Origin of the sequence: Aedoeadaptatus coli (assembly GCF_900343085.1) — a bacterium.
GTDB lineage: Bacteria > Bacillota > Clostridia > Tissierellales > Peptoniphilaceae > Aedoeadaptatus > Aedoeadaptatus coli.
In genome coordinates, this window is the sequence record NZ_OPYI01000011.1 from 1 (window position 1) to 21,401 (window position 21,401).

The window sequence follows — 21,401 nt, forward strand, 5'->3', positions numbered from 1 at the left end:
TGCACTTGTTTGCCCTCCTTTATTATTTTGTGGTGATTTAATTTTAGGTGATAGGGAAAACAAGTGCTATCTTTTTGCACAAAAATATCCATTGAGGAGGTTACTCCCCAACGGATATTATAGAGCCCAAAAAAAGCCCCGAAGGGCTTTTTGCTAAAGGAGGATCAGATTACTTGCCGGGGCGATAGGCGGGATCCGCCGTGTTGCCGGCATCGGGAATATCAAGTTCCCAAGCCATGAGCTGGGTCTTTTCGTACAAGCTGTCGTTTAATTTCTTGACTTCCGGGGTGCGGTAGTAGGAAGCGACTTTCTTGTAGAGTTCGTTGTCTTTGTCTTCGGCCCGCGCCACCACGTAGTTAATGTAGGGGGCGGAGTTTTCGTTGACCGGTTCCATGAAAATGGCATCGTCTTTCGGAGAGAGGCCGGCGTCGATGGCGAGATTCGTGTTGATCACCGCCGCATCCACGTCGGGAAGGGTGCGGGCCACTTGGGCGGCATCCAACTCGTCGATGGTGATGTTCTTCGGGTTTTCCACGATGTCCGCCTTGGTGGGGCTCACGCCCACGTCGTCTTTCAGTTTAATGAGGCCTGCGGCTTCCAAAAGGAAGAGGGCCCGCCCGCCGTTGGTGGTGTCGTTGGGAATGGATACCTTGCCGCCTTGGGGCACATCTTTTAAATCCTTGATCTTATTCGAGTAAGCACCGATGGGGGAGATAAAGGTGCGTCCGATGGGGACGAGATCCGTGTTTTTCGACGCGTTGTAGGCGTCCAGGAAGGCCTTGTGTTGGAAGGCGTTCAGATCCACATCGCCGTTTACCAGTGCGTCGTTGGGGGTGTTGTAGTCGGAGAATTTGACGAATTCGATTTTAATGCCGTCTTTCGCCGCAAGCTCCGCGGCTTTTTCCCACAGTCGTTGGTCGTCGCCGACGAGACCCAGTTTGACGGTTTTTTGTTGCGATGCATCCTCCGTTTTCCCGCAAGCGGTAGCGGTAAAGAGGAAGCAGGCGCATAAGAGAACGGCGGTCAGGGATTTAAAAATGTGTTTCATTGGTATCATTCCTTTTCTAATTCAGATTTTTGGCCGAAGCCGACAGCGGGTGGTCAATTGAGCCCTTCACACCCGAGGCCGCCGGAGCGGCCGTCTCGCAAGCGGGTGGAGGGGTAGAGCATTCGCCCTTTCTTTTTCATCACAGACCTTCTTTCTTCAAACTTATTTCGCGTCTTTCGCCTCGCCGTATTGGCCCAGATCTTTCAGATCCAATTTCCATGCGGCGTATTGGCTGCCTTTGTAAAGTTCTTGGAGAAGTTCGTCTACATTGTCTTGTTGGTAATAGCTTACGACTTTTTTGTACAGTTCGTTGTCCTTATCTTCTTCCCGAGCCACGACGTAGTTGATGTAGGGTGCGATGCTTTCGCCCATTTCTTCGACGAAGATCGTATCTTTTCTCGGATCCAATCCGGCGTCTACGGCCATGTTGCCGTTAATGACGGCGGCGTCCACATCGGGAAGGGAGCGGGCCACTTGGGCGGCATCCAGTTCGTCGATTGTTACATTCTTCGGATTTTCCTTAATGTCTTTTACCGTGGGTACGAGGCCGGCGTCGTCTTTTAAGGTAATGACGCCCGCTTGCTCGAGCACGATCAGGGCGCGGCCGCCGTTGGTGGCGTCGTTGGGGATGGCGATTTTCGCGCCGTCTTTCAGTTCCTTTAAGTCCTTAATCTTGTCGGAGTAGACGCCGATGGGGGAGAGGTAGGTCATGCCGATGGGCACGAGGTTTTGCTTTTTCGCTTCGTTGTAATCGTCTAAGAAGGCCTTGTGTTGGAAGGCGTTTAAGTCGATGTCGCCGTTTGCCAAAGCGTCGTTGGGGGTGTTGTAGTCGTTAAAGACCACGATGTCCAAAGTGACGCCGTCTTTTTCGGCATTTTCTTTGGCCTTTTCCCAGAGGCGTTGGTCGTCGCCGACGACGCCGATTTTTACGACTTGACCGTCTTTTTTCTCGTCGGTTTTTTGTGCGGCGGCGTTGTTTTTCGCAGCGTTGTTTTCGGCGGCATTGTCTTTCGCCGCGTTGTTTCCTCCGCCGGCGCATCCGGTGAGAACCAGGGCCGAGAGAAGGGCGATGGAGGTGACTTTCTTAAATAATTGCTTCATGATGAGCTCCTTTCTTAAAGTGACTGTGCTCTAGTGTTGTACTTTCTTTACCCACAGGTTAAAGATGCCCTGGGTAATAAATACCAAGATTAAAATGAGGACGGTGGAAACGATGATGATGTCGTTTTGGTAGCGGTTGTAGCCGCGGGTAATGGCCAGGTTTCCAAGGCCCCCTGCGCCCACGGCGCCGGCCATGGCGGTGAGGCCGATGAGGCTGATGATGGTCATGGCGCTGGCCCGCAAGATGGCGGGAAGGCCTTCCTTTAAATAGACGCCGAAGACGATGTTCGCCGGGGAATCCCCCATGGATTTCGCCGCTTCGATGATGCCGCCGTCCACTTCGGCCAAGGCATTTTCAATTTGCCGGGCGTAGAAGGGGGCGCTCCCTACGACGAGGGGCACGATGGCGGCGGTGTTGCCGATGGTGGTATGCACGATGGCGCGGGTTACGGGAGAGATGAGGGCCAATAATATAATGAAGGGAATGGAGCGGAAGATGTTGACCACTTTGTCCAAGACCCAATACACTTTTTGATTTTCCCACAGGCCGCCTTCTTGGGTGAGGGTCAGGGCCAGGCCGCCTAACATGCCGATGATGCCGGCGATAATCGAGGTGACCACGACCATGTAGATGGTGGCGCCGGTCTCCGTAATAAAGTCTTGCTTCGATGCGATGGCGTTGGCAAAAAAGTCCATTAAATCACCTCCTTATCGACGACGCGAAGGTCGACGTCTTGATCGATCATGTATTGCTTCGCCTGTTTAATGGCGTCGGGGGATCCTTCAAAGAGCACCACCAGATTGCCGAAGGGCACATCTTCCAAAAATTCGATGCTACCGGACAAAATATTGGTCTTCACGTGGAATTTCGTGAACACGTCGTTTAAGACCGGGTTCGTGGCCGAGGCACCGATGTAGCGCAGGTGGATGAGCTCGCTGGTGGGATCCTCGGCATTGAAGTAGCCGTGGTCCTTGAGCTTGTCGATGGTTTCGTCCCAGTGGCTCGCGGTATTTACGAACTGTTGTGTAATCTCCTCTTGGGGATTGGCGAAAATATCGATAAGGGAACCGGATTCCACCACCCGCCCCGATTCCATGACGGCGACTTTGTTGCAGATTTCCTTCACCGCCTGCATTTCGTGGGTGATGAGGACGATGGTTAAGTTCATCTCTTTGTTCAGTCGCTTCAACAGATGGAGAATCGACGTGGTGGTGCGGGGGTCCAGGGCCGAGGTGGCTTCGTCGCAGAGGAGAATCTTCGGATCATTGGCCAGGGCCCGGGCGATGGCCACCCGCTGCTTCTGTCCGCCGGAAAGTTCTCGGGGATAGCTGTGGGCCTTTTCTTCGATGCCCACCAGCCGCAAAAGATCCATGGCCTTTTTCTCTTTATCTGCATCGGAGAGCTTGCTGTCTTTCAGCGGGTAGAGCACATTGCCTAAAATGGTGCGTGCGTTCATGAGATTAAAGTGCTGGAAAATCATGCCGATTTTTTTGCGGCGCTGCCTCAGCTCCTTTACGGGAAGCTTGGTTAAGTCTTCGCCGTTTACGATGACCTCCCCGGATGTGGGGGGCTGCAAGAGATTGATGGTGCGAACCAGGGTGGACTTCCCCGCCCCGGAGTAGCCGACGATGCCGAAGACATCGCCCTGCTCCACTTTAATGGACACATCGTCCACCGCCGTGAAGCGCTTGCGGTCTTTTTCGAAGACCACGGAAATATGTTTCAAGTCGATCACGATGAACCTCCTCGTTCAAAATGAAAATAAAAAAACGTCCTTCTTTCCGCATAGGAAAAAAGGACGATAGAAATCGTGTTACCACCTTTATTTATGTAAACCTCACGATTTACACCTCAACGAGTACCATCATACTCCGGCGCTGTAACAGGCGCACCTGTAAGAATCTCGTATCGACCCTTAGAGTCAGAGGCCATGTTCACTCGAAAACCAAAACGCTTCTCTCACCAAATGAAGCTTCTCTGTAGTTCGATCCCTTCGAGATACTCTCCTCGTCAAACTCGTTGGCACAATTCTAACAAGGACCTCCGCCACTTGTCAACCCCCTTTTTTGAACTTTCTTTGCATTTCTTTGGTACAATAGGTTTACAGAAATAAAAACAAAGGAGTTTAGATACATGGACGAATTGGTAAGAGAACACATCATCGAGCATTACCCCATGAAGGAAGTGACCAGTTTTCAAATCGGCGGACCCGTGGATTACTTTATCGAGCCCCGCACCGAGGAGGAGCTGCGCCGAGTGATCGCCGCGGTTCAAAGAGAAAACATGCCCTGGATGGTCATGGGCAAGGGCACGAATATGGTGGTGTCCGACAAGGGCATGCGGGGGGCTGTGATTCGCCTGGAAAATTATTTTTCCGATGTGAAGGTGGACGGCACGCGGGTCATCGCCCAAAGCGGCGCCTCGTTAAGAAAAGTGGCGGAAGCGGCCTGTGCGGCTTCCCTGGAAGGCCTGGAATTTGCCCACGGCATTCCCGGAGCCGTGGGCGGCGCCATGACCATGAATGCCGGTGCCTACGGCGGAGAAATGAAGGACGTGGTGGAATCGGTAAAGGTCATGCACCACGACGGCACCACGGAAGTGATCCCCGGAGATGAAATGGACTTTCGATACAGAAACAGCCGGGTCTACGACGAAAAGCTCGTGGTTTTAGAAACCACCTTCGCATTAAAGCCGGGGGATATGGCGGCCATTCGAAGCCGCATGGACGAATTGTGGCAACGGCGCCTCTCGAAGCAGCCTCTGGAATATCCCTCGGCCGGAAGCACCTTTAAGCGCCCGGAAGGCTACTTCGCCGGGCAGCTCATCGACCAAGCGGGCCTGAGAGGCCTCAAACACGGCGGTGCCCAAGTGTCCGAAAAGCACTGCGGCTTCGTCATTAACTGCGGCGGCGCCACCTGCAAGGACGTGGTGGAATTGATCCGCACGGTGCAGGAAGCGGTGTACGAAAAACACGGCGTGGAACTGGAGACGGAAGTAAAAGTATTGGGAGAGACGGAATGAAACTTTTAGTTTTAACGGGCCTTTCCGGCGCCGGCAAGAGCCAGGCGCTCAAAGCGGCGGAGGATTTGGGCTACTACTGCGTGGACAATTTGCCGCCGGCCCTGTTTCCGAAGTTTATCGAAATGGTGGAAGAGGCTCAAATGCCTTTGGTGGCCTTGGTTTTAGATATACGAAGCGGCCTGTTTTTTAACGAGCTGGACGTTGCCATTCAAACCCTGGACAAAGAAGTGGATGATGTCACCGTGATCTATTTGGAGGCGGATCCCCACGTGCTCATTCAGCGCTTCAAGGAGCTGCGCCGCCCCCACCCCCTGAGCTCTTCCATCGCCAAGGGCATCGAAGAGGAAAAGCGGCGCATGGAGCCCCTCCGCGCCCGGGCGGATCACATTATTGACACGTCGAAGATGACCAATTATAATTTAAAAATTCGCCTGAAGAGCATTTTAATCGAGGAGCGGGGCAAGCTGGGCATCTCTGTGATCTCCTTCGGCTTCAAAAACGGCATTTTGGAAGAGGCGGATCTGGTATTCGACATGCGCTTTTTGCCCAATCCCTATTACGTCAGCGAACTGAAGGCGAAAAACGGCCTGAATCCCGAAACCCGGGACTACGTCTTCGGGAAGAAAAAGGCGGAGGACTTCGTCGCCTTTATCGTCAACTACATGAAGACCTTCGGCGACGATTACGTGGCGGAGGGGAAGGAGCATTTGACCATCGGCATCGGATGCACCGGCGGCTTTCACCGCTCCGTGGCCATGACAGAAAGGCTGGGAGAGGCCCTGCGCGAGGCGGGCTACGGCGTCATCGTCGGCCACAGGGATTTAGGCGTGTAGCATGAGCGATCCGAAATTTGTAGTGATCGGCGGCGGCACGGGCATCTCCGTCCTCTTGCGGGGGATGAAGCGCTTCAGCGACGACATTACGGCCATCGTCACCATGGCCGACGACGGCGGGAGCAGCGGCATGCTCCGCAGGGATTACGGCATGCTTCCTCCGGGGGACGTGAGAAACTGTTTGGTGGCCCTCGCCAATGCGGAGCCGTCGCTGAAAAACCTCTTGCAGTACCGCTTTAAAGACGGGAATTTGAAAGATCAAAACATGGGCAATTTAATTATTACGGCCCTCACGGATATTTACGGCGGCTTCGCCGAAGGGGTGAAGGAAGCGGCGGAAGTATTAAAAATCACCGGGCGCGTGCTTCCCGTGACGGAAGAATCCATCGCCCTTATCGGCCATTACGCCGACGGGGCGAGCATTCGCGGCGAGAGTGCCATTCCCCGCTACGCCTACGAAAACGACGCGGCCATTACCTCCATCGAATTGGCACCGCGGGCGCCTCGTGCCAACGACGATTGCATCGAGGAAATTTTATCGGCGGATCTCTTGGTCCTCGGGCCTGGGAGCTTGTACACGTCCCTGATTCCCAATCTCCTCGTGCCGGAAGTGGCCCGGGCTCTGAACGAATCCCCCGCGCCCTTGGTTTACGTGGCCAATATGATGGAGCAGCGGGGCGAGACCGAGGGCATGGGCCTCATTGACCACCTGGACGCCTTAAAAGCTCACGGTCTTATGAGGCCGGTGACCTGCATTCTTGCAAACGATGCAAAAACGGATCCGGAGCTTTTCGAAAAGTACGCCCGCGAAGAAGGGGTGCAGCCCATTTATTTGTCGGACGAGGAGCGAAAAGTTCTCGCAACCCGCGGCGTCGACGTGGAGGAAGGGACCTTTATGGCCACAGGAGGCGAGCTCATTCGCCACGACGGCCTCGCCGTGGCCCAACGACTTTTAAGCTTATGCGACCGTTATCGGGAAATCCATTGCAAGGAAAGAAGAACTGCTCTATAATAGAGAGGGAGTAGAATCGAGGAGACTGTGAGTTTTTCGAAAGATGTAAAAAATGAATTGGCCCGCGTGCCCATGGAAGACATGGCGATTCTTCACGCGGAGCTTGCAGCCTATGTGCGCACCTGCGGCGTGATTCGCCTGAGGGAAGGGCTGAAAATAGACCTTTCCTTCCACACGGAGAATGCCTCCGTGGCCCGGCGCATCCTGTCTGCCATTAAGCGGCTCTTCGGCAGCGACGTGGAAGTGGCGGCGACGCAGAACATGTATTTAAAGAAAAACAAACAGTACCGCATACGCATGACCGACGAAGGATCGGTTCGTTCTCTTCTTATGGATAGCGATTTCCTTCGTCCCGACAATGTTTTTCAAATGCACTATGCCGTGGATCCGGCCCTCCTTCGAGATGCACAGTCGATCCGCGCCTACATTCGCGCGTCCTTTTTAGGGGCGGGGTCCGTGACCAGTCCGTCGAAGAGGTATCACTTAGAGTTGATTTCTCACGACAAGACCCACGGCGACGATATAAACAAGTGGCTTTCGCGGGTAGGTTTTTCGGCCAAGGGCATTTACAGAAAAGACGACTACATTCTTTACTTAAAAGAGGCGGAAAAAATTTCCGATCTTCTGGCATTTATGGGCGCGAGCCGCTCCGTATTGGAATTCGAATCCACCCGCGTGGTGAAAGATGTACGGAACAATGTGAACCGCCTGGTGAATTGCGAAACGGCCAATCTTTCCAAGACGGTCAACGCCGCGTCGAGGCAGATGCGGGACATCGAGCTGATTCAAAAGACCGTGGGCCTTCAGGCTTTGGGCGAGGAGCTCATCCCCGTGGCCACCTGTCGCATGAACCATCCCGAGGCAAGTTTAGCGGAGATCGGCGAAATGATGGAACCGAAGATGTCGAGAAGCGGCGTGAATCACCGCCTGAAAAAAATACACGAGCTGGCGGAAAAGCTGAGAGGAGAATAAATTGAAAGAGTCCAAGGTAATACTTAAAAACAAAGAGGGTCTGCACGCCAGACCGGCGGCCATGTTCGTTCGGGCGGCCAATCAGTACGAATCGGACATTACGATTATTCGCGACGGCGAAGAGGTCAACGGCAAAAGCATTATCGGCATTATGAGCTTGGGTATTTTCTCGGGTCAAGAGATTATCCTGCGGGCCGAAGGCAAGGACGAGGACGAGGCCGTCGAGGGCATGGTTGAATTTGTAGAAAATCAATTAAATTAAAAGAGCTGGCCTTTTCGACAGCTCTTTTTTTATTTAGAGAGGACGACTATGGGATCTTTCGTACACTTGCATTTGCACTCGGAGTATTCGCTTTTAGACGGCTTTACGAAAATCGCCGACCTTCCCGAGCGGGTGAAGGCCATGGGCATGGATGCCGTGGCCTTGACGGACCACGGAAATATGTACGGCATGGTGGCCTTTTACAAGGCGGCGAAGGCGGCGGGCGTGAAGCCGATTTTGGGCTGCGAAGTCTACGTCACGAAGCAGGATAAATCCGTGACGGATAAGAGCAATCGGCGTTACCACTTGATTCTTCTCGCGGAAAATCAGGTGGGCTGGGAAAATTTAATGGCCATCGTCTCCACAGGCTATGTGGACGGCTTTTACTACAAGCCCCGGGTGGACATGGAGGATTTAAGGAAGCACAGCGAGGGAATCATCGCCACCTCCGCCTGCTTGGGCGGGGAGGTGCAACAGGCCCTTCTTCAAAACGACGAGGCCGAGGCCAAGGCGGCGGCTTTGCGTTACCGGGAAATTTTCGGCGAAGATAATTTCTTTTTGGAGCTTCAGGACCACGGCATGCGGGAGCAGAAAGAAGTGATCCGAAAGCTCCTGCGCCTTTCCAAGGAGACGGGGATCGACCTTGTCGCCACCAACGACTGCCACTACTTAAATAAAGAAGATGCCGATGCCCACGACGCCCTTTTGTGCATTCAAACGGCGTCGATTTTAGAGGAAGAGCAGCGCATGCGATTCCCCTCCGACGAATTTTACGTGAAGAGTCCGGAGGAAATGGCGGAGCTTTTCCCCTACGCCCCTGAGGCCTTGGAGAACACGGCGAAAATTGCCGATCGCTGCAATGTGGAACTGGAATTTCACCACTTACATTTGCCCCATTTCGAACTGCCGGAAGGCTACACCAACGAAGGCTATTTGCGGGAGTTGGTGGAAAAGGGGCTCGTGAAGCGCTACGGCGAAGTGAATGAGGCCGTGCGCAATCGGGTAGAATTTGAACTGGATACGATTTTTTCCATGGGCTACACGGATTACTTCCTCATCGTGTGGGACTTCATCGCCTTCGCCCGCGCTTCCGGCATCGAAGTGGGCCCGGGCAGGGGAAGCGCGGCGGGGAGCGTGGTTTCTTATGCTCTCGAGATCATCGACGTGGATCCCCTGAAGTTCGGCCTGCTCTTCGAGCGATTCTTAAATCCCGAGCGGGTGAGCATGCCGGATATCGACGTGGATTTCTGCTACGAACGCAGAGAAGAGGTCATCGACTACGTTATCGACAAATACGGGGAAGACCACGTGGCGCAAATCGTCACCTTCGGAACCTTAGGCGCCCGGGCCGCCATTCGCGACGTGGGTCGGGTCATGGATCTGCCCTACGGCCGCGTGGACTTTGTGGCGAAACAGGTGCCCAATGAATTAAACATCACCTTGAATCGGGCCCTGGAAATTTCGCCGTCGCTGAAAAAAGCCTACGACGAAGAAGAGGACGTGCACCGGCTCTTGGATTTGGCCCGTCGCCTGGAAGGCGTGCCCCGGCACACCTCCACCCACGCCGCCGGCGTGGTGATCAGTCAAAATCCCATGACCGACTACGTGCCTCTGACGCGAAACGGCGAGATCATCTCCACCCAATTTAATATGATCGAGTTGGAAGAGCTGGGCCTGTTGAAAATGGACTTTTTGGGCTTGAGGACTCTCACGGTGATTCGCGACGCCCTTGCCTTTATCGAGCGGGACTACGGCAAGAGAATCGACTTCGACGCCATGGACTACGACGATCCCGAGGTGCTGAAGCTCTTTCAGCGGGCGGAGACCCTGGGCGTGTTTCAATTTGAAAGCGGGGGCATGCGGGCTTTCTTGAAGGAATTAAAGCCCACGAAATTCGCCGACCTCGCCGCCGCCAACGCCCTGTTCCGGCCGGGGCCCATGAACCAGATTCCGAAATTCGTGGAATCGAAACACGATCCCTCGAAGATCACCTATCCCCACGAGGCGGTGAAGGATATTTTGGAAGAAACCTACGGCTGCATCGTGTATCAGGAACAGGTTATGGAAATCGTGCGCCGAGTCGGCGGCTACTCATTGGGCCGAGCGGACTTGGTGCGCCGGGCCATGAGCAAGAAGAAAATGGCCGTCATGGAACAGGAGCGGCAGAACTTTATTTACGGCAGCTTAAACGACGACGGGGAAGTGGACGTGGCCGGCGCCCTGAGAAAGGGCGTGGACGAGGCCAGCGCCGACAAGATCTACGATCTCATGATCGACTTCGCCAACTACGCCTTTAACAAATCCCACTCCGTGGCCTACGCCGTGGTGGCCTACCGCACGGCCTGGCTGAAGCGCTACTATCCGGCGCAATTTATGGCGGCCCAGATCACCTCCTTTATGTCCAATAGCGATCACATGCGCATGTACATCGAGGAAGTGAAGCGGCTGAACATTTCCCTCCTGCCGCCGGATGTGAACAAGAGCTATTTGAAATTCAATGTGGAAGACGGAGCCATTCGCTTCGGCCTGAAGGGCATTAAGAATGTCGGGGCCAATTTCGTCCGCGCCATTGAAGAGGCCAGGGGCGAAGGGCCTTTCACCTCCATGACGGATTTTATTCGCCGGGTGGATAAAGCGGCCCCCGGGGCCATGAACAAGCGCAGCATGGAATCCTTGATCAAGGCCGGCGCCTTTGATAGCCTCGGGGGCAACAGGCCTCAGTACCTGGCCGTCTACGACAAGCTCATGGACCAGATACAGGGAGAAAACAAACGAAACATCCCCGGCCAGGTGAGCTTGTTTCAACAGACGGAAAGCGCCATGGACGAAGCCCTTCCGAAGCTCAAGGACTACGATCAAAAGCAGAAGCTGGAATACGAGCGGGACGTGCTGGGCATTTACGTCTCGGGCCATCCCCTGGAAGCTTACACGAAGAGCTTAAAGCGCCAAACCAATACGGATACGGCGGATATTAAAGAGGCCCTGGAAACCACGGACGTCCTGTTTAATCGCACCTTAGGCGGCATGTTGCGTGAGACGCGAACCTTGGTGACGAAGAAAAATAAAATGATGGCCTTCGGCATTTTGGAAGACCTCTACGGCACCATCGAGCTCGTGGTCTTTCCCCAAGTTTACGCATCTCTGCTCCCGGGCCTTTTTGAAGAGGGAAAGCTCATTACCGTCACGGGCCGCATCGAGGGGAGCGAGGTGGAAGAAGGCAAGGTCTTGGTGGAATCCATACGTCCATTGGAAGATGTGGAGGCGGAGGAGAAGCTCTTTATCCGCCTGAAAAACCGCGACCTTCAAAAAGACATCGAAGGCGTGCTGGAAAACCACAGGGGTTCTGTTTCCGTGATTTTATACTTTACCGATGAGCAAAAAGCCCTGGGCCTTCCGAAACGCCTGGCGGTAAACTGCGACGACGAATTGATTCGGGATCTGAGCCGATACGTGGATCCCGAGAAGGATATAATCAGAAAGTGAGGCATTATGGCCATAGGAGTATTGACAAGCGGCGGCGACGCGCCGGGCATGAACGCAGCCATACGGGCGTTGGTGCGCTCGGCGGTCTACGAAAACAAAGAGGTGCTGGGGATTCGAAACGGCTACACCGGCATTTTTAACGAGGACGCCATGAACATGGACCTGTCTTCCGTGGCCGACATTATTCACAAGGGAGGCACCATTTTGGGCACGAGCCGCTCGGAAAAAATGCGCACGGAAGAAGGGCTGATTGAAGCGAAAAAGCATTTGGACGCCATGAACATCGAGCATTTGGTGGTCATCGGCGGCGACGGCTCCATGCACGGGGCCCTGGCTCTGTCGAAACTGGGCCAATCGGTGATTACCATTCCCGCCACCATCGACAACGACTTGGGCTACCAACACGGCAGCATCGGCTTTTACACGGCCATCGAAACCATATTGGACGCCATCGGAAAGATTCGCGACACCTCAAGCGCCCACAAGCGGGCCAATATTGTGGAGGTCATGGGCAGGCGCTGCGGCGATTTGGCCCTTTATGCGGGCATCGCCGGCGGGGCGGAGAGCGTGATCTTGCCCGAGGTGGATTTCGATTTCGACGGTGTGAAGAAAAAAATGCTCGCCGGCAAACTTCGCGGCAAGCGCCACCACATTATTCTTCTTACGGAAGACAAGCTTTCCGCCTACGCCTTGGCGAAAGATCTGGAAGAGGCCACGGGCATCGAGACGCGGGTCACCGTGCTGGGCTATGTGCAGCGAGGCGGCATTCCCACCGGTGCCGACCGAATCAACGCGTCGCGCCTCGGGGCCGAGGCGGTGGCTTACTGCCGCGGCGAGAAAAAATCCCTTGCCCTCGGCTTGGTTCACGGGGAGCTCAAAGCCATGGATCTGGAAGAGGCCCTGGCCGTGGAAAAAACCTTCGACCGCGACATGTACCACTTACTGGATAAAATTTCGATTTAGGAGGGACGATGAAAAAGACAAAAATCGTAGCCACCATCGGCCCGGCGTCTTGGGACGAGGCCACTTTGCGGGCCCTTTTCGCCGAGGGCGTCAATGTGTGTCGCCTGAATTTTTCCCACGGCGACCACGGGAGCCACAAAGAAACCATGGATCGGATCAAAAAAGTGCGGGAGGAAATGAATCTGCCCGTCGCCCTCATGCTGGACACAAAGGGACCGGAGATTCGAACCGTCACCTTTAAAGAAGGGGAGGCCACTTTAAACGAAGGGGCGGCCTTCGCCCTTTACGCCGACGAAGGGGAAGGGGACGCGGCGGGCGTCTCCATTACCTACGACAGTCTTTATAAAGACGTGGCGCCGGGTCAGGTCATCTTGCTGGACGACGGGCTCATGGCCCTTGAAGTCGTGGGCATCGAAAACACGACCATCCACACGAAAGTCTTAAACGGCGGCGTGATTAAGGACCACAAGGGAATTAATGTCCCCGGAGCCTCCATTCAGCTGCCGGCCCTCACGGATAAAGATGTGGAAGACATTCGCTTCGGCATCGAGGAAGGAGTGGATTTTATCGCCGCCTCCTTTATTCGAAAAAAAGACGACCTCATCGCCATTCGCAATGTCCTGGAAAGCCACGGCGGCGAGGGGATCAAGGTCATCGCGAAAATCGAAAACAAAGAGGGCATCGACAATATGGATGAAATCGCCTCCTTTGCCGACGGCATCATGGTGGCGAGAGGCGATATGGGCGTGGAAATCGAAACGGAGCGTGTGCCCCTGGTGCAGAAGCAATTAATCGAGCGGGCCATCGACGAAGGGATTCCCGTGATCACCGCCACGCAAATGTTGGATTCCATGATTCGAAATCCCCGGCCCACGCGGGCGGAAGTGGGGGATGTGGCCAACGCCATTATCGACGGCACCAGCGCCGTCATGCTCTCGGGAGAAACCGCAGGAGGCAAGTACCCGGTGGAGGCGGTGAAGACCATGGCCAAGGTCTGCGCCTTCACCGAAGCCGCCCTGGATTACGAACATATTTTAAATAAGGGCAGCCAGTTTAAGCGAAGCACCACCAATGTCATCGTGCGCCACGCCGTGGAAATGGCGGAAGAAATCTCCGCCGATGCCATCGTCATCGCCACGGCCACGGGATACAGCTCGAGAAATCTGGCGAAGTTTCGCCCGAAAGCCGACGTCTTTGCCGTCACCGAAGACGACGCCGTGCTTCGGCAAATGAGCCTGCAGTGGGGCGTCACCGGCGTCAAGGGTGCGATCAATCAACAGCAAATTTTCGAAGAAACGGCGAAAATCGTGAAGCGGGCAGGCTTCATTAAAGAAGGGGATTTAATCGTCATGGTGGCGGGGATTCCCCAAGGGGTGGCCGGAAGCACCAATGTGGTGAAGGTCCATCAAGTGGCCTCGACGCTCCACAAAGGCGTGGGCATCGTCATGGGCAAAAAGACCGCCCGGGCAAGAATCGTCTCCGAAGACGGGGCCTACATGCGGGACTTCACCGACGGTGACATTATCGTGGCGAAAAGCTACGAAAAAGCTCTGGCGCCCTATTTGGCTCGGGCCGGCGGCTTTATCTCAGAAGAAGAAGGCCTCACCTCCCCGTCGGCCATCGCCGGTTTGTCCCTGGGCAAATGCACCATCGTGGGCTGCAAGGGAATCACCGACGGCCTGAAATCCGGCGACGTCATCACAATGAACGCCGACACCGGGGAAATCTTCTTGGGGAATGTGCGCACGAAGTAGGGCGGCCTTGCATGAACAGCGGCAAATGCATATAATTGTTTCGTAAGTAGAGTAGGCAGAAGGCGTTAAGTGTTGAGAGATGGGAAGTTGCTCTCAAACGAAGAGTGAAGAGGCTCGCTATCTTCTGTCGCATCCGCTGCTGTCCTCTTAAGCAGCTTAAGGAGGAAAAATGAAACAATTGAATACGAAGAAACTGGCCTTTTTGGCCGTCATGGTGGCGCTTCAAATCGTCTTTACCCGCACCTTGGGGATCGACCTGGGAAGCGTGCAGAGAATCAGCTTCTCTTTCATTCCCGTCACCTTGGCCTCGGCGGTGGCAGGGCCCATCCCCTCGGGGATCGCGGCGGCGGTGGCCGATATTATCGGCTTCGTCACCAAACCCACGGGACCTTATTTCCCGGGATTCACCTTTAACGCCTTTTTAGGCGCGGTGATCTACGGCTATTTCTTCTACAAAAAAGAGCTGACTTTGAAACGCATCATCTTGGCCAATGTGGTGGCCACATTGGTGGTGAATGTTTGCTTAGGCACCGTGTGGGTGCACATGCTCACGGGCAGCCCCTACGGGCCCCTGTTTGCGGCAAAACTTCCCTTCCAAGGCCTGATGCTCGTCATAAAAATCGTCGTACAAGTCTTGATTTTAAAACGGCTCGTCGACGAAGCCGCTCGGCTGTTTCGTTAAATGAGCGCCTCGCCACTGTGAATCGGTGGCGGGGCGTTTTTTTACGGAATATATGGTAAAATAATTGGCGTCAGACGTCTTTTCGGCGCATGCCGCAAACAGAAATAGGAGTTAGTATGTCCAATGTCGCAGTTGCTTTTGTAAGTTCCGCCTTGGCCGGTCTCGCCACCATGTTCGGCGCCCTGATCGTCTTTGTGTCGAAGTCGGACAATAAGAAATTTCTTTCATCCGCCCTGGGCTTTTCCGCCGGGGTTATGATTTTTATTTCCTTTATGGAAATGATGCCCATGGCACAGGAAAATTTCATGAAGACCATGGCAGACAAACAGGCTCAGTGGATGGTGCTGGCATCCTTCTTCGGGTCCATGGCCGTCTTCGGCATCATTTCCCACCTGGTGCCGGAAGCCGACGAGCCCCACGAAATTAAAACCGAAGAGGAAATGGAAGAGAGGAGCGAAGAGCTCGCCTTGGAGCAGGTGGGACTGAAAAGCGCCATCGCCATCGGGATCCACAACTTTCCCGAGGGGATGGTCACCTTCATGACGAGTTTGATGGATCCGGCCATGGGCCTTTCCATCGCCGTGGCCATCGCCATGCACAACATTCCCGAAGGCATCGGCGTGGCGGCCCCCATTTACTTCGCCACGGGAGACAAGAAGCGGGCACTGTGGCTCACCTTCTTAAGCGGCGTCTCGGAGCCCATCGGCGCCATTTTGGCCTATCTCTTGCTGCGCCCCTTTCTCACGCCCACCCTTTTCGGCGTGGTCTTCGGCGCCATTTCGGGCATCATGGTTTTGATCTCCTTCGACGAGCTTTTGCCCGCCTCCCGCGCCTACGGCGAGACCCATTTGTCTCTCTTGGGCCTGATCTTCGGCATGATGGTCATGGGCGCCAGCTTAATTATTTTATAAAAAGAATTTGTTTTTTTCCTTGACATTCCTTTTTGGTGTGCTATACTCATACTCAACAATCGAATCCACATGATAGAGGCGCACTTCACATCAGTAACGTTTATCTCCGGTCAATGGATAATCGTGAAAGGGTGACGTGCCGAGGGTTAGTCGCTTGTGTCCACAAGTCGCTATCACCGGGACGTAGGAGAATATCCTGCGTACTGTCGTTCTACGGAACGGAGAGCTATCGTGCCTTTTGAGTTTTTATTCTCGTGAAATAATCAAGAGTCATGATAGTATCATGGCTCTTTTTTCGATTGAAAACTCAGAAAGGAAGATTAACATGACGAATCAACGCAATCTTATTATCGCATTAATTTTAGGCATCGTCGCCATCGGGGCGAGCTTTGCCGTGGCGGCATCGGGCATGGCCACAGAGGCCACGGCCTGGTCCCTCTTGCCGCCCATCGTGGCCATTACCTTGGCCCTGATTACCAAAGAGGTATTTCCGTCGCTCTTTACCGGGATCTTCGTCGGCGCCATTTTGGCCAGCGGGGGATCTTTTCCCACCACCATGGACCACGTCATTAACGACGGTTTAATCAACGCCGTATCCGGTACGGCGGGGATCTTTATTTTCCTCGTACTCCTGGGCATGCTCGTCGCCCTCATTAATCGAAGCGGCGGCACCAAGGCCTTCGGCGAGTGGGCCGCACAACACATTACATCCAGACGGGGCGCGCAAACGGCGGCCTTCTTCCTGGGCATCTTGATCTTTATCGACGACTACTTTAACTGCCTTACCGTGGGCAGCGTTATGCGACCGGTTACCGACCGCTTCAAGATTTCTCACGCCAAGCTCGCCTACATTATCGACGCCACGGCAGCGCCGATCTGCATGATCGCCCCCATTTCCTCTTGGGCGGCAGCCGTATCCGGCTATGCGGAAGGCACGGGCATGAGCGGCATTACCATGTTCGTTCGCGCCATTCCCTACAACTTCTACTCCCTTCTGACCTTGGCCTTCGTCATCGTCTTAATTTGGCGCCGCGACGATTACGGCCCCATGCTTCGCTACGAAGAAGCGGCTCTTCAGGGCGACGATATTTCTGCACTGGAACAAGAATTGCAAACGGTAGAAACCGCCGATCACGCCAGCCTTTTCGATTTGGTGGTTCCCATTATTTTCCTGATCATCACCTCCGTCGTGGCACTGATTTACGTCGGCGGCTACTTCGATCCCGCATCGGACTTTACCGGCGACTTCATCGGCGCCTTCGGTAACACCGACGCCACCGTGGCCCTTCCCTGGGGCGCCACCATTACCTTGCTCTTTACCATTGCTTATCTGATCATTCGCAGAGTGCTGAGCTTCAACACCGCCATGAACTGCTTGACCGAAGGCTTTAACTCCATGGTCGCCGCCATTATGATCTTAACCATGGCGACGGCACTGAAGAGTATTTCCAACGACCTTTTAGGCAGCGCCGAATTCGTCGGCGGCATGATGGGCAATGTGGCCGGCAGCTTGCAATTGTTCCTCCCCGTGGTTATCTTTATCGTAGCGGCCCTCTTGGCCTTCGCTACCGGCACCAGCTGGGGCACCTTCGGGATCTTGATCCCCATCGTGACCAGCATGTTTACCGTCGACAATCGCCTGTTCTTTATCGGCCTGTCCGCCTGCTTGGCCGGCGCCGTCTGCGGCGACCACTGCTCGCCCATCAGCGATACGACCATTATGTCTTCGGCCGGGGCCCAATGCAATCACGTGGTTCACGTGTCCACCCAATTGCCCTACGCTTTAACCGTGGCCGGCATCAGCGCCGTCTGCTACATTATCGCGGGCTTCATTCAAGATCCCTACATCCCCTTAATTGCAGGGGTTGTCATGCTGATCGTCGTCCTTTCTTTCGTGGGACGTCACAACAAGCACCCGGAACTGAGAAACCAACTGTAACACTTTGCGAGGCTTCGGCCTCGCTTTTTTTTGTGGAGAAAAGAGCTCAATTGTGAAGACAAATCGAAGTTTTTCCGAACGGCTTTATAATTGGACGTCGATCTTCTATAATGAAAGTTCAGGAGGTGGGTATGGAAGATCGATTTGAGGAAATGGCCACGATATTGGACGATTTGGTGGACGAGCTGCCCCAATATTATTTCCGCGGCCTAAACGGCGGCGTGCTCTTTTCGCGGGAAGAGATGCACGATGAGACCTATCCGGAACTTTACATTATGGGCCACTACAAGTCCGAGCCCATGGGCAAATCCATCGTCTTGTACTACGGCTCTTTTATGGCCCTCTACGGCTATGAATCCCGCGAAGGGATTACGGAGCGGCTGAAAGAAACCTTGTACCACGAACTGACCCATCACTTAGAAACCTTGGCCGGCGAAAACGACCTGGTCCTGGAGGACTTGGCCTTTATGGAGCGGCACCGGAGGGAACATGAATAAACTTTACGGAAACTTTTTTAAATACGTGGGCACGGCCATCGACTACGTGCTGGAATTTTTTATTACGGTGTTCAGTATGCTCACGGAGCTCTTTCGCTCCTTTCGCAGCCTGCTCTTGTCTCTGCTCTTTTTCGGCGGCTGCCTCTTCTTCTTCATCTTTTTGATTCCCATGAGCTTCTCTTCCCGAGGCGGCACGAACTGGGGCGGAATTCTGCTTCTTATACTGATCTTTCCCGTCATCGGCTCCTTTGCCGTGAGCCGGCTCAAGTACCTGCAATACATGGTGACGGAATTTTTCTATGAGCGGGCCGACTACTATCTTTTGGGAAAAGACATTACCTACGAAACCATGGGCGACTACGGCAGGCGCTACCAACGGAAAATCGAAGAAGAGCGTCGCCGCCAAGAAGAGGCCCGCGCCCGCATGGAAGAGGAGCTTTTCAGGCAGCGCTTCGAAGCCTTTTTTAATCAGGCCAATTACTACGGCAGCGACTACGGCAGCTACAATCAGGGCGGCTACAATCAGGGCGGCTACCAAGGGGCCTACGACGGCGGCTTTAAGGAAAAATACGAAGCCGCCACCCGGCGCTTGGGCGTGGACGTGAACGCCGACAAATACGAAATTCGCCTGGCCTACAAAAAGCTCGCCAAAAAATACCACCCGGATTTAAATCCCGACAAGGACACGACGCAGATTTTTCAGGAAATCAACGCGGCCAACGACTTTTTAAACGACGAAAACATCGCCCGCTACAAATCCATGTACGGAAAGAAGCAGTAGGCGAGAAGAAAGGGGAGCCGGCGGGCTCTTTTTTCTTGACATGAAAAAAAGCCCTCGCGGGGCCTTTTTTACAGGAATTTGCTCTTAATGTTTTCCCAATAATTGTTTTCCATGACTAATTTATGAATGCGCTTGTCGGCGAAGCGAATATTGATCCGCTTCATCTGCGTGTAGCTGTGTTCCCTGCCGTCGACCAGGACCAGATTGCTGTTGGCGTAGCGTCGTTCCGGGACGAGAGAAATGACGTGTTCGCCGGGAATCACGATGGACGTGGTGAGGGAGCGGTAGCTTTGGGACGATATGGGCGCCATGGGCGTCATGGCCATGGCCTCCACCTTGGGATGGATCATGCCGCCGCCTAAGGACAGATTGTAACCGCTGGAGCCGGAAGGCGTGGAGACCAGCATGCCGTCGCCGGAAAACTTCTCCAAATGGTTGCGGTCGATAAAGACGTTCATGTGGATGACTTTTGAATTTTGCGCCTTTAACACGATTTCGTTAATGGCCTGAGCGTAAAATTTTTTCTGATTGGTGTAAATTTCCGCGCCTAAAATGGGAAGCGCCTCGATGTGGTAATTTTTGTTTTTGTAATCTTCGATAAAGTCATCTAAGCGATCCGGGTTGATCTCCTGATAAAAGCCCAAATGGCCCGTGTTAATCCCCACAATGGGCGTGGACGAAAAATTCATGCGGTTGACCGCTTTAATAAAGGCGCCGTCGCCGCCGACGGTAATGGTCAGCTCCGCTTTCGGCGAGAGCGTCGTCGTGGGCGTGAAGTGGTGCTGCTTCAATTTCTGAATCAGGCGCTTCGTGGTCTTGCGACTTTCGAAATTCGAATTCGATATAATATTGATGATGGGACTTGCCACAAGTTCACCTCCTTGTTAAAAACTTCCTTCACCTATATGGTAAAACAAAAGGGGAAAAATGAAAAGTACAGACACCATGAAATTTATCACAGAAAGAAATTATGCCCGGGCGGACAGCTTCCTGAAAAGCCTGGGCTTTTCCCACAGCCATATTCGTCGCGCCTTCCTCGCGGGCCTGGTCACCGTGAGGGGCGAGGTGATTTTTAAATCCGCGCCTCTGGAGGCGGGCACGGCGGTGGCCGTGGCCTTCGCCGACGAAGAGTCGAATCTCGCCCCGGCGCCCATGAGACAAAAAATCTGCTACGAAGACGAAGACCTCCTCGTCATCGACAAGGGCGTGATTCCCGCCATGCCCTGTAAAATGTATCCCGATCACACCTTGGCCAACGAAGTGTGGGGCTATTTTCAGTCCAAGGGCATTCGGCGGAAGGTGCGCATGCTCGGGCGGTTGGACAGGGAGACCACCGGGCTGTTGATCGCGGCGAAAAATCCCTACGCCTACGGCGTCCTCGAGAAAGACCACACGAAAAACAAGACCTATCTCGCCCTGGTGAAGGGGGAAGTGAAGGAAGCGGGAACGGTAAACGCACCCATAGGCGTGGGGGAGAGAAGCCTCGTGCGCGTCGTAAGAGATGACGGGCAAAGCGCCGTGACCCACTTCAGGCCCCTTCAAACGGGCGAGGTGAGTTTGCTTGAGATAAAACTCGACACCGGGCGCACCCATCAAATCCGCTGCCACATGGCTCACCTGGGCCATCCCGTCCTCGGCGACGAACTTTACGGCGGCGGAGGGGGCGGCGTGCACCTTCACGTGCACAAAATTTCCATCGTCCATCCCCGGACAAAGGCGCCCATGGTCTTTACATCGCCTATGCCAAACGAGTGGGTAAGTTACTTAAGCGAATGACAGGCCCCGGCGGCGATCTTGATTAAGCGGGGCCGTCGTAGTATAATAAGGACAAGTTAAATAACCCCTGCGGGGTTCGATACCTTCTATTAATTCAACCGACAAATCAGACACGGGAAATTGTGTCTAGTTACCTATAACAAGCCTCCACTGAGTGGAAGTTAGACGTAGTTAGCAAATTACCCACCTTTACTTTAAGGGCGGGTCTGAATTATACGAAGCCCGGCCCAGCGGGGGATCCAAAGATCCGGCGAGGTCCGGGTCTTTTTTTATTGCCTTGAATAATTAATTGAAGTGCAACAAAAAAAGCAGCTCCGAAGTGCACTGACTCCCAAAGCTTGGATTTCCGGGTCCAACTTTATGGG

The 21,401-nt window shown here is 54.1% G+C and carries 19 protein-coding genes, 1 other RNA gene, 2 riboswitches and 1 other annotated feature; of the genes, 15 read left to right on the top strand and 5 right to left on the bottom strand.

Annotated elements, in window-relative coordinates; all coding sequences use genetic code 11:
• Positions 1 to 169: 169 nt before the first annotated feature.
• The 4 genes from DG046_RS06815 to DG046_RS06830 form a co-directional block, all read right to left on the bottom strand.
• Positions 170 to 1,048 (bottom strand): MetQ/NlpA family ABC transporter substrate-binding protein, encoded by an 879-nt coding sequence (locus DG046_RS06815; protein WP_108831759.1) that lies wholly within the window; start codon positions 1,046 to 1,048, stop codon positions 170 to 172.
• A gap of 162 nt (positions 1,049 to 1,210) precedes the next feature.
• The gene (locus DG046_RS06820; RefSeq protein ID WP_108831760.1) at positions 1,211 to 2,149 is read right to left on the bottom strand and encodes a MetQ/NlpA family ABC transporter substrate-binding protein; all 939 of its coding nucleotides are present in this window, start codon (positions 2,147 to 2,149) and stop codon (positions 1,211 to 1,213) included.
• 30 nt (positions 2,150 to 2,179) lie between these two features.
• On the bottom strand, positions 2,180 to 2,845 hold the full coding sequence (locus DG046_RS06825; RefSeq protein WP_108831761.1) for a methionine ABC transporter permease: 666 nt from the start codon (positions 2,843 to 2,845) through the stop codon (positions 2,180 to 2,182).
• Positions 2,845 to 3,885, bottom strand: coding sequence for a methionine ABC transporter ATP-binding protein (locus DG046_RS06830; protein WP_108831762.1), 1,041 nt, complete (start codon positions 3,883 to 3,885; stop codon positions 2,845 to 2,847). Before DG046_RS06830 ends, DG046_RS06825 begins: the two co-directional genes overlap by 1 nt.
• A 56-nt stretch (positions 3,886 to 3,941) precedes the next feature.
• Positions 3,942 to 4,173 (bottom strand) — a binding site (T-box leader).
• 110 nt (positions 4,174 to 4,283) lie between these two features.
• Here DG046_RS06830 and murB point away from each other — a divergent pair.
• The 13 genes from murB (at position 4,284) to DG046_RS06895 (ending at position 19,260) form a co-directional block, all read left to right on the top strand.
• Positions 4,284 to 5,171, top strand: a complete 888-nt coding sequence (murB, locus tag DG046_RS06835) for a UDP-N-acetylmuramate dehydrogenase (RefSeq protein WP_108831763.1) — start codon at positions 4,284 to 4,286, stop codon at positions 5,169 to 5,171.
• Positions 5,168 to 6,004: an RNase adapter RapZ gene (gene rapZ / locus DG046_RS06840; RefSeq protein WP_108831764.1), complete on the top strand. Its 837-nt coding sequence runs from the start codon at positions 5,168 to 5,170 to the stop codon at positions 6,002 to 6,004. The genes murB and rapZ overlap by 4 nt, the downstream gene beginning before the upstream one ends.
• Position 6,005: 1 nt before the next feature.
• On the top strand, positions 6,006 to 7,016 hold the full coding sequence (locus DG046_RS06845) for a gluconeogenesis factor YvcK family protein (RefSeq protein WP_108831765.1): 1,011 nt from the start codon (positions 6,006 to 6,008) through the stop codon (positions 7,014 to 7,016).
• A gap of 27 nt (positions 7,017 to 7,043) precedes the next feature.
• On the top strand, positions 7,044 to 7,988 hold the full coding sequence (gene whiA / locus DG046_RS06850) for a DNA-binding protein WhiA (protein ID WP_108831766.1): 945 nt from the start codon (positions 7,044 to 7,046) through the stop codon (positions 7,986 to 7,988).
• Position 7,989: 1 nt separating this feature from the next.
• On the top strand, positions 7,990 to 8,250 hold the full coding sequence (locus DG046_RS06855; protein ID WP_108831767.1) for an HPr family phosphocarrier protein: 261 nt from the start codon (positions 7,990 to 7,992) through the stop codon (positions 8,248 to 8,250).
• A 48-nt stretch (positions 8,251 to 8,298) separates the two neighbouring features.
• Positions 8,299 to 11,733, top strand: coding sequence for a DNA polymerase III subunit alpha (locus DG046_RS06860; protein WP_108831768.1), 3,435 nt, complete (start codon positions 8,299 to 8,301; stop codon positions 11,731 to 11,733).
• A gap of 3 nt (positions 11,734 to 11,736) precedes the next feature.
• Complete coding sequence (locus DG046_RS06865) at positions 11,737 to 12,696, top strand: ATP-dependent 6-phosphofructokinase (RefSeq protein ID WP_108831769.1); 960 nt, start codon at positions 11,737 to 11,739, stop codon at positions 12,694 to 12,696.
• Between the two features lie 8 nt (positions 12,697 to 12,704).
• Positions 12,705 to 14,450 (top strand): pyruvate kinase, encoded by a 1,746-nt coding sequence (gene pyk / locus DG046_RS06870; protein WP_108831770.1) that lies wholly within the window; start codon positions 12,705 to 12,707, stop codon positions 14,448 to 14,450.
• 45 nt (positions 14,451 to 14,495) lie between these two features.
• Positions 14,496 to 14,591: riboswitch (THF riboswitch) on the top strand.
• A gap of 28 nt (positions 14,592 to 14,619) precedes the next feature.
• Positions 14,620 to 15,132, top strand: coding sequence for a folate family ECF transporter S component (locus DG046_RS06875; protein ID WP_108831771.1), 513 nt, complete (start codon positions 14,620 to 14,622; stop codon positions 15,130 to 15,132).
• 116 nt (positions 15,133 to 15,248) lie between these two features.
• Positions 15,249 to 16,043 (top strand): zinc transporter ZupT, encoded by a 795-nt coding sequence (gene zupT / locus DG046_RS06880; protein WP_108831772.1) that lies wholly within the window; start codon positions 15,249 to 15,251, stop codon positions 16,041 to 16,043.
• A 65-nt stretch (positions 16,044 to 16,108) separates the two neighbouring features.
• Positions 16,109 to 16,280: riboswitch (Lysine riboswitch) on the top strand.
• A gap of 88 nt (positions 16,281 to 16,368) precedes the next feature.
• The gene (locus DG046_RS06885) at positions 16,369 to 17,982 is read left to right on the top strand and encodes a Na+/H+ antiporter NhaC family protein (RefSeq protein WP_108831773.1); all 1,614 of its coding nucleotides are present in this window, start codon (positions 16,369 to 16,371) and stop codon (positions 17,980 to 17,982) included.
• A gap of 131 nt (positions 17,983 to 18,113) precedes the next feature.
• On the top strand, positions 18,114 to 18,479 hold the full coding sequence (locus DG046_RS06890; protein ID WP_159082088.1) for a metallopeptidase family protein: 366 nt from the start codon (positions 18,114 to 18,116) through the stop codon (positions 18,477 to 18,479).
• Positions 18,472 to 19,260, top strand: coding sequence for a J domain-containing protein (locus tag DG046_RS06895; protein WP_108831775.1), 789 nt, complete (start codon positions 18,472 to 18,474; stop codon positions 19,258 to 19,260). The genes DG046_RS06890 and DG046_RS06895 overlap by 8 nt, the downstream gene beginning before the upstream one ends.
• A 68-nt stretch (positions 19,261 to 19,328) precedes the next feature.
• On the opposite strand, the gene DG046_RS06900 is transcribed toward DG046_RS06895, so the two are convergent.
• Positions 19,329 to 20,129: an NAD(+)/NADH kinase gene (locus DG046_RS06900; protein WP_108831776.1), complete on the bottom strand. Its 801-nt coding sequence runs from the start codon at positions 20,127 to 20,129 to the stop codon at positions 19,329 to 19,331.
• 58 nt (positions 20,130 to 20,187) lie between these two features.
• Here DG046_RS06900 and DG046_RS06905 point away from each other — a divergent pair, with 58 nt between their 5' ends.
• Both DG046_RS06905 and ssrS read left to right on the top strand, forming a co-directional pair.
• Positions 20,188 to 21,036, top strand: a complete 849-nt coding sequence (locus DG046_RS06905; RefSeq protein ID WP_108831777.1) for an RluA family pseudouridine synthase — start codon at positions 20,188 to 20,190, stop codon at positions 21,034 to 21,036.
• A gap of 61 nt (positions 21,037 to 21,097) precedes the next feature.
• Positions 21,098 to 21,277, top strand: a non-coding RNA gene (gene ssrS, locus DG046_RS06910) — 6S RNA.
• Positions 21,278 to 21,401 lie beyond the last annotated feature (124 nt).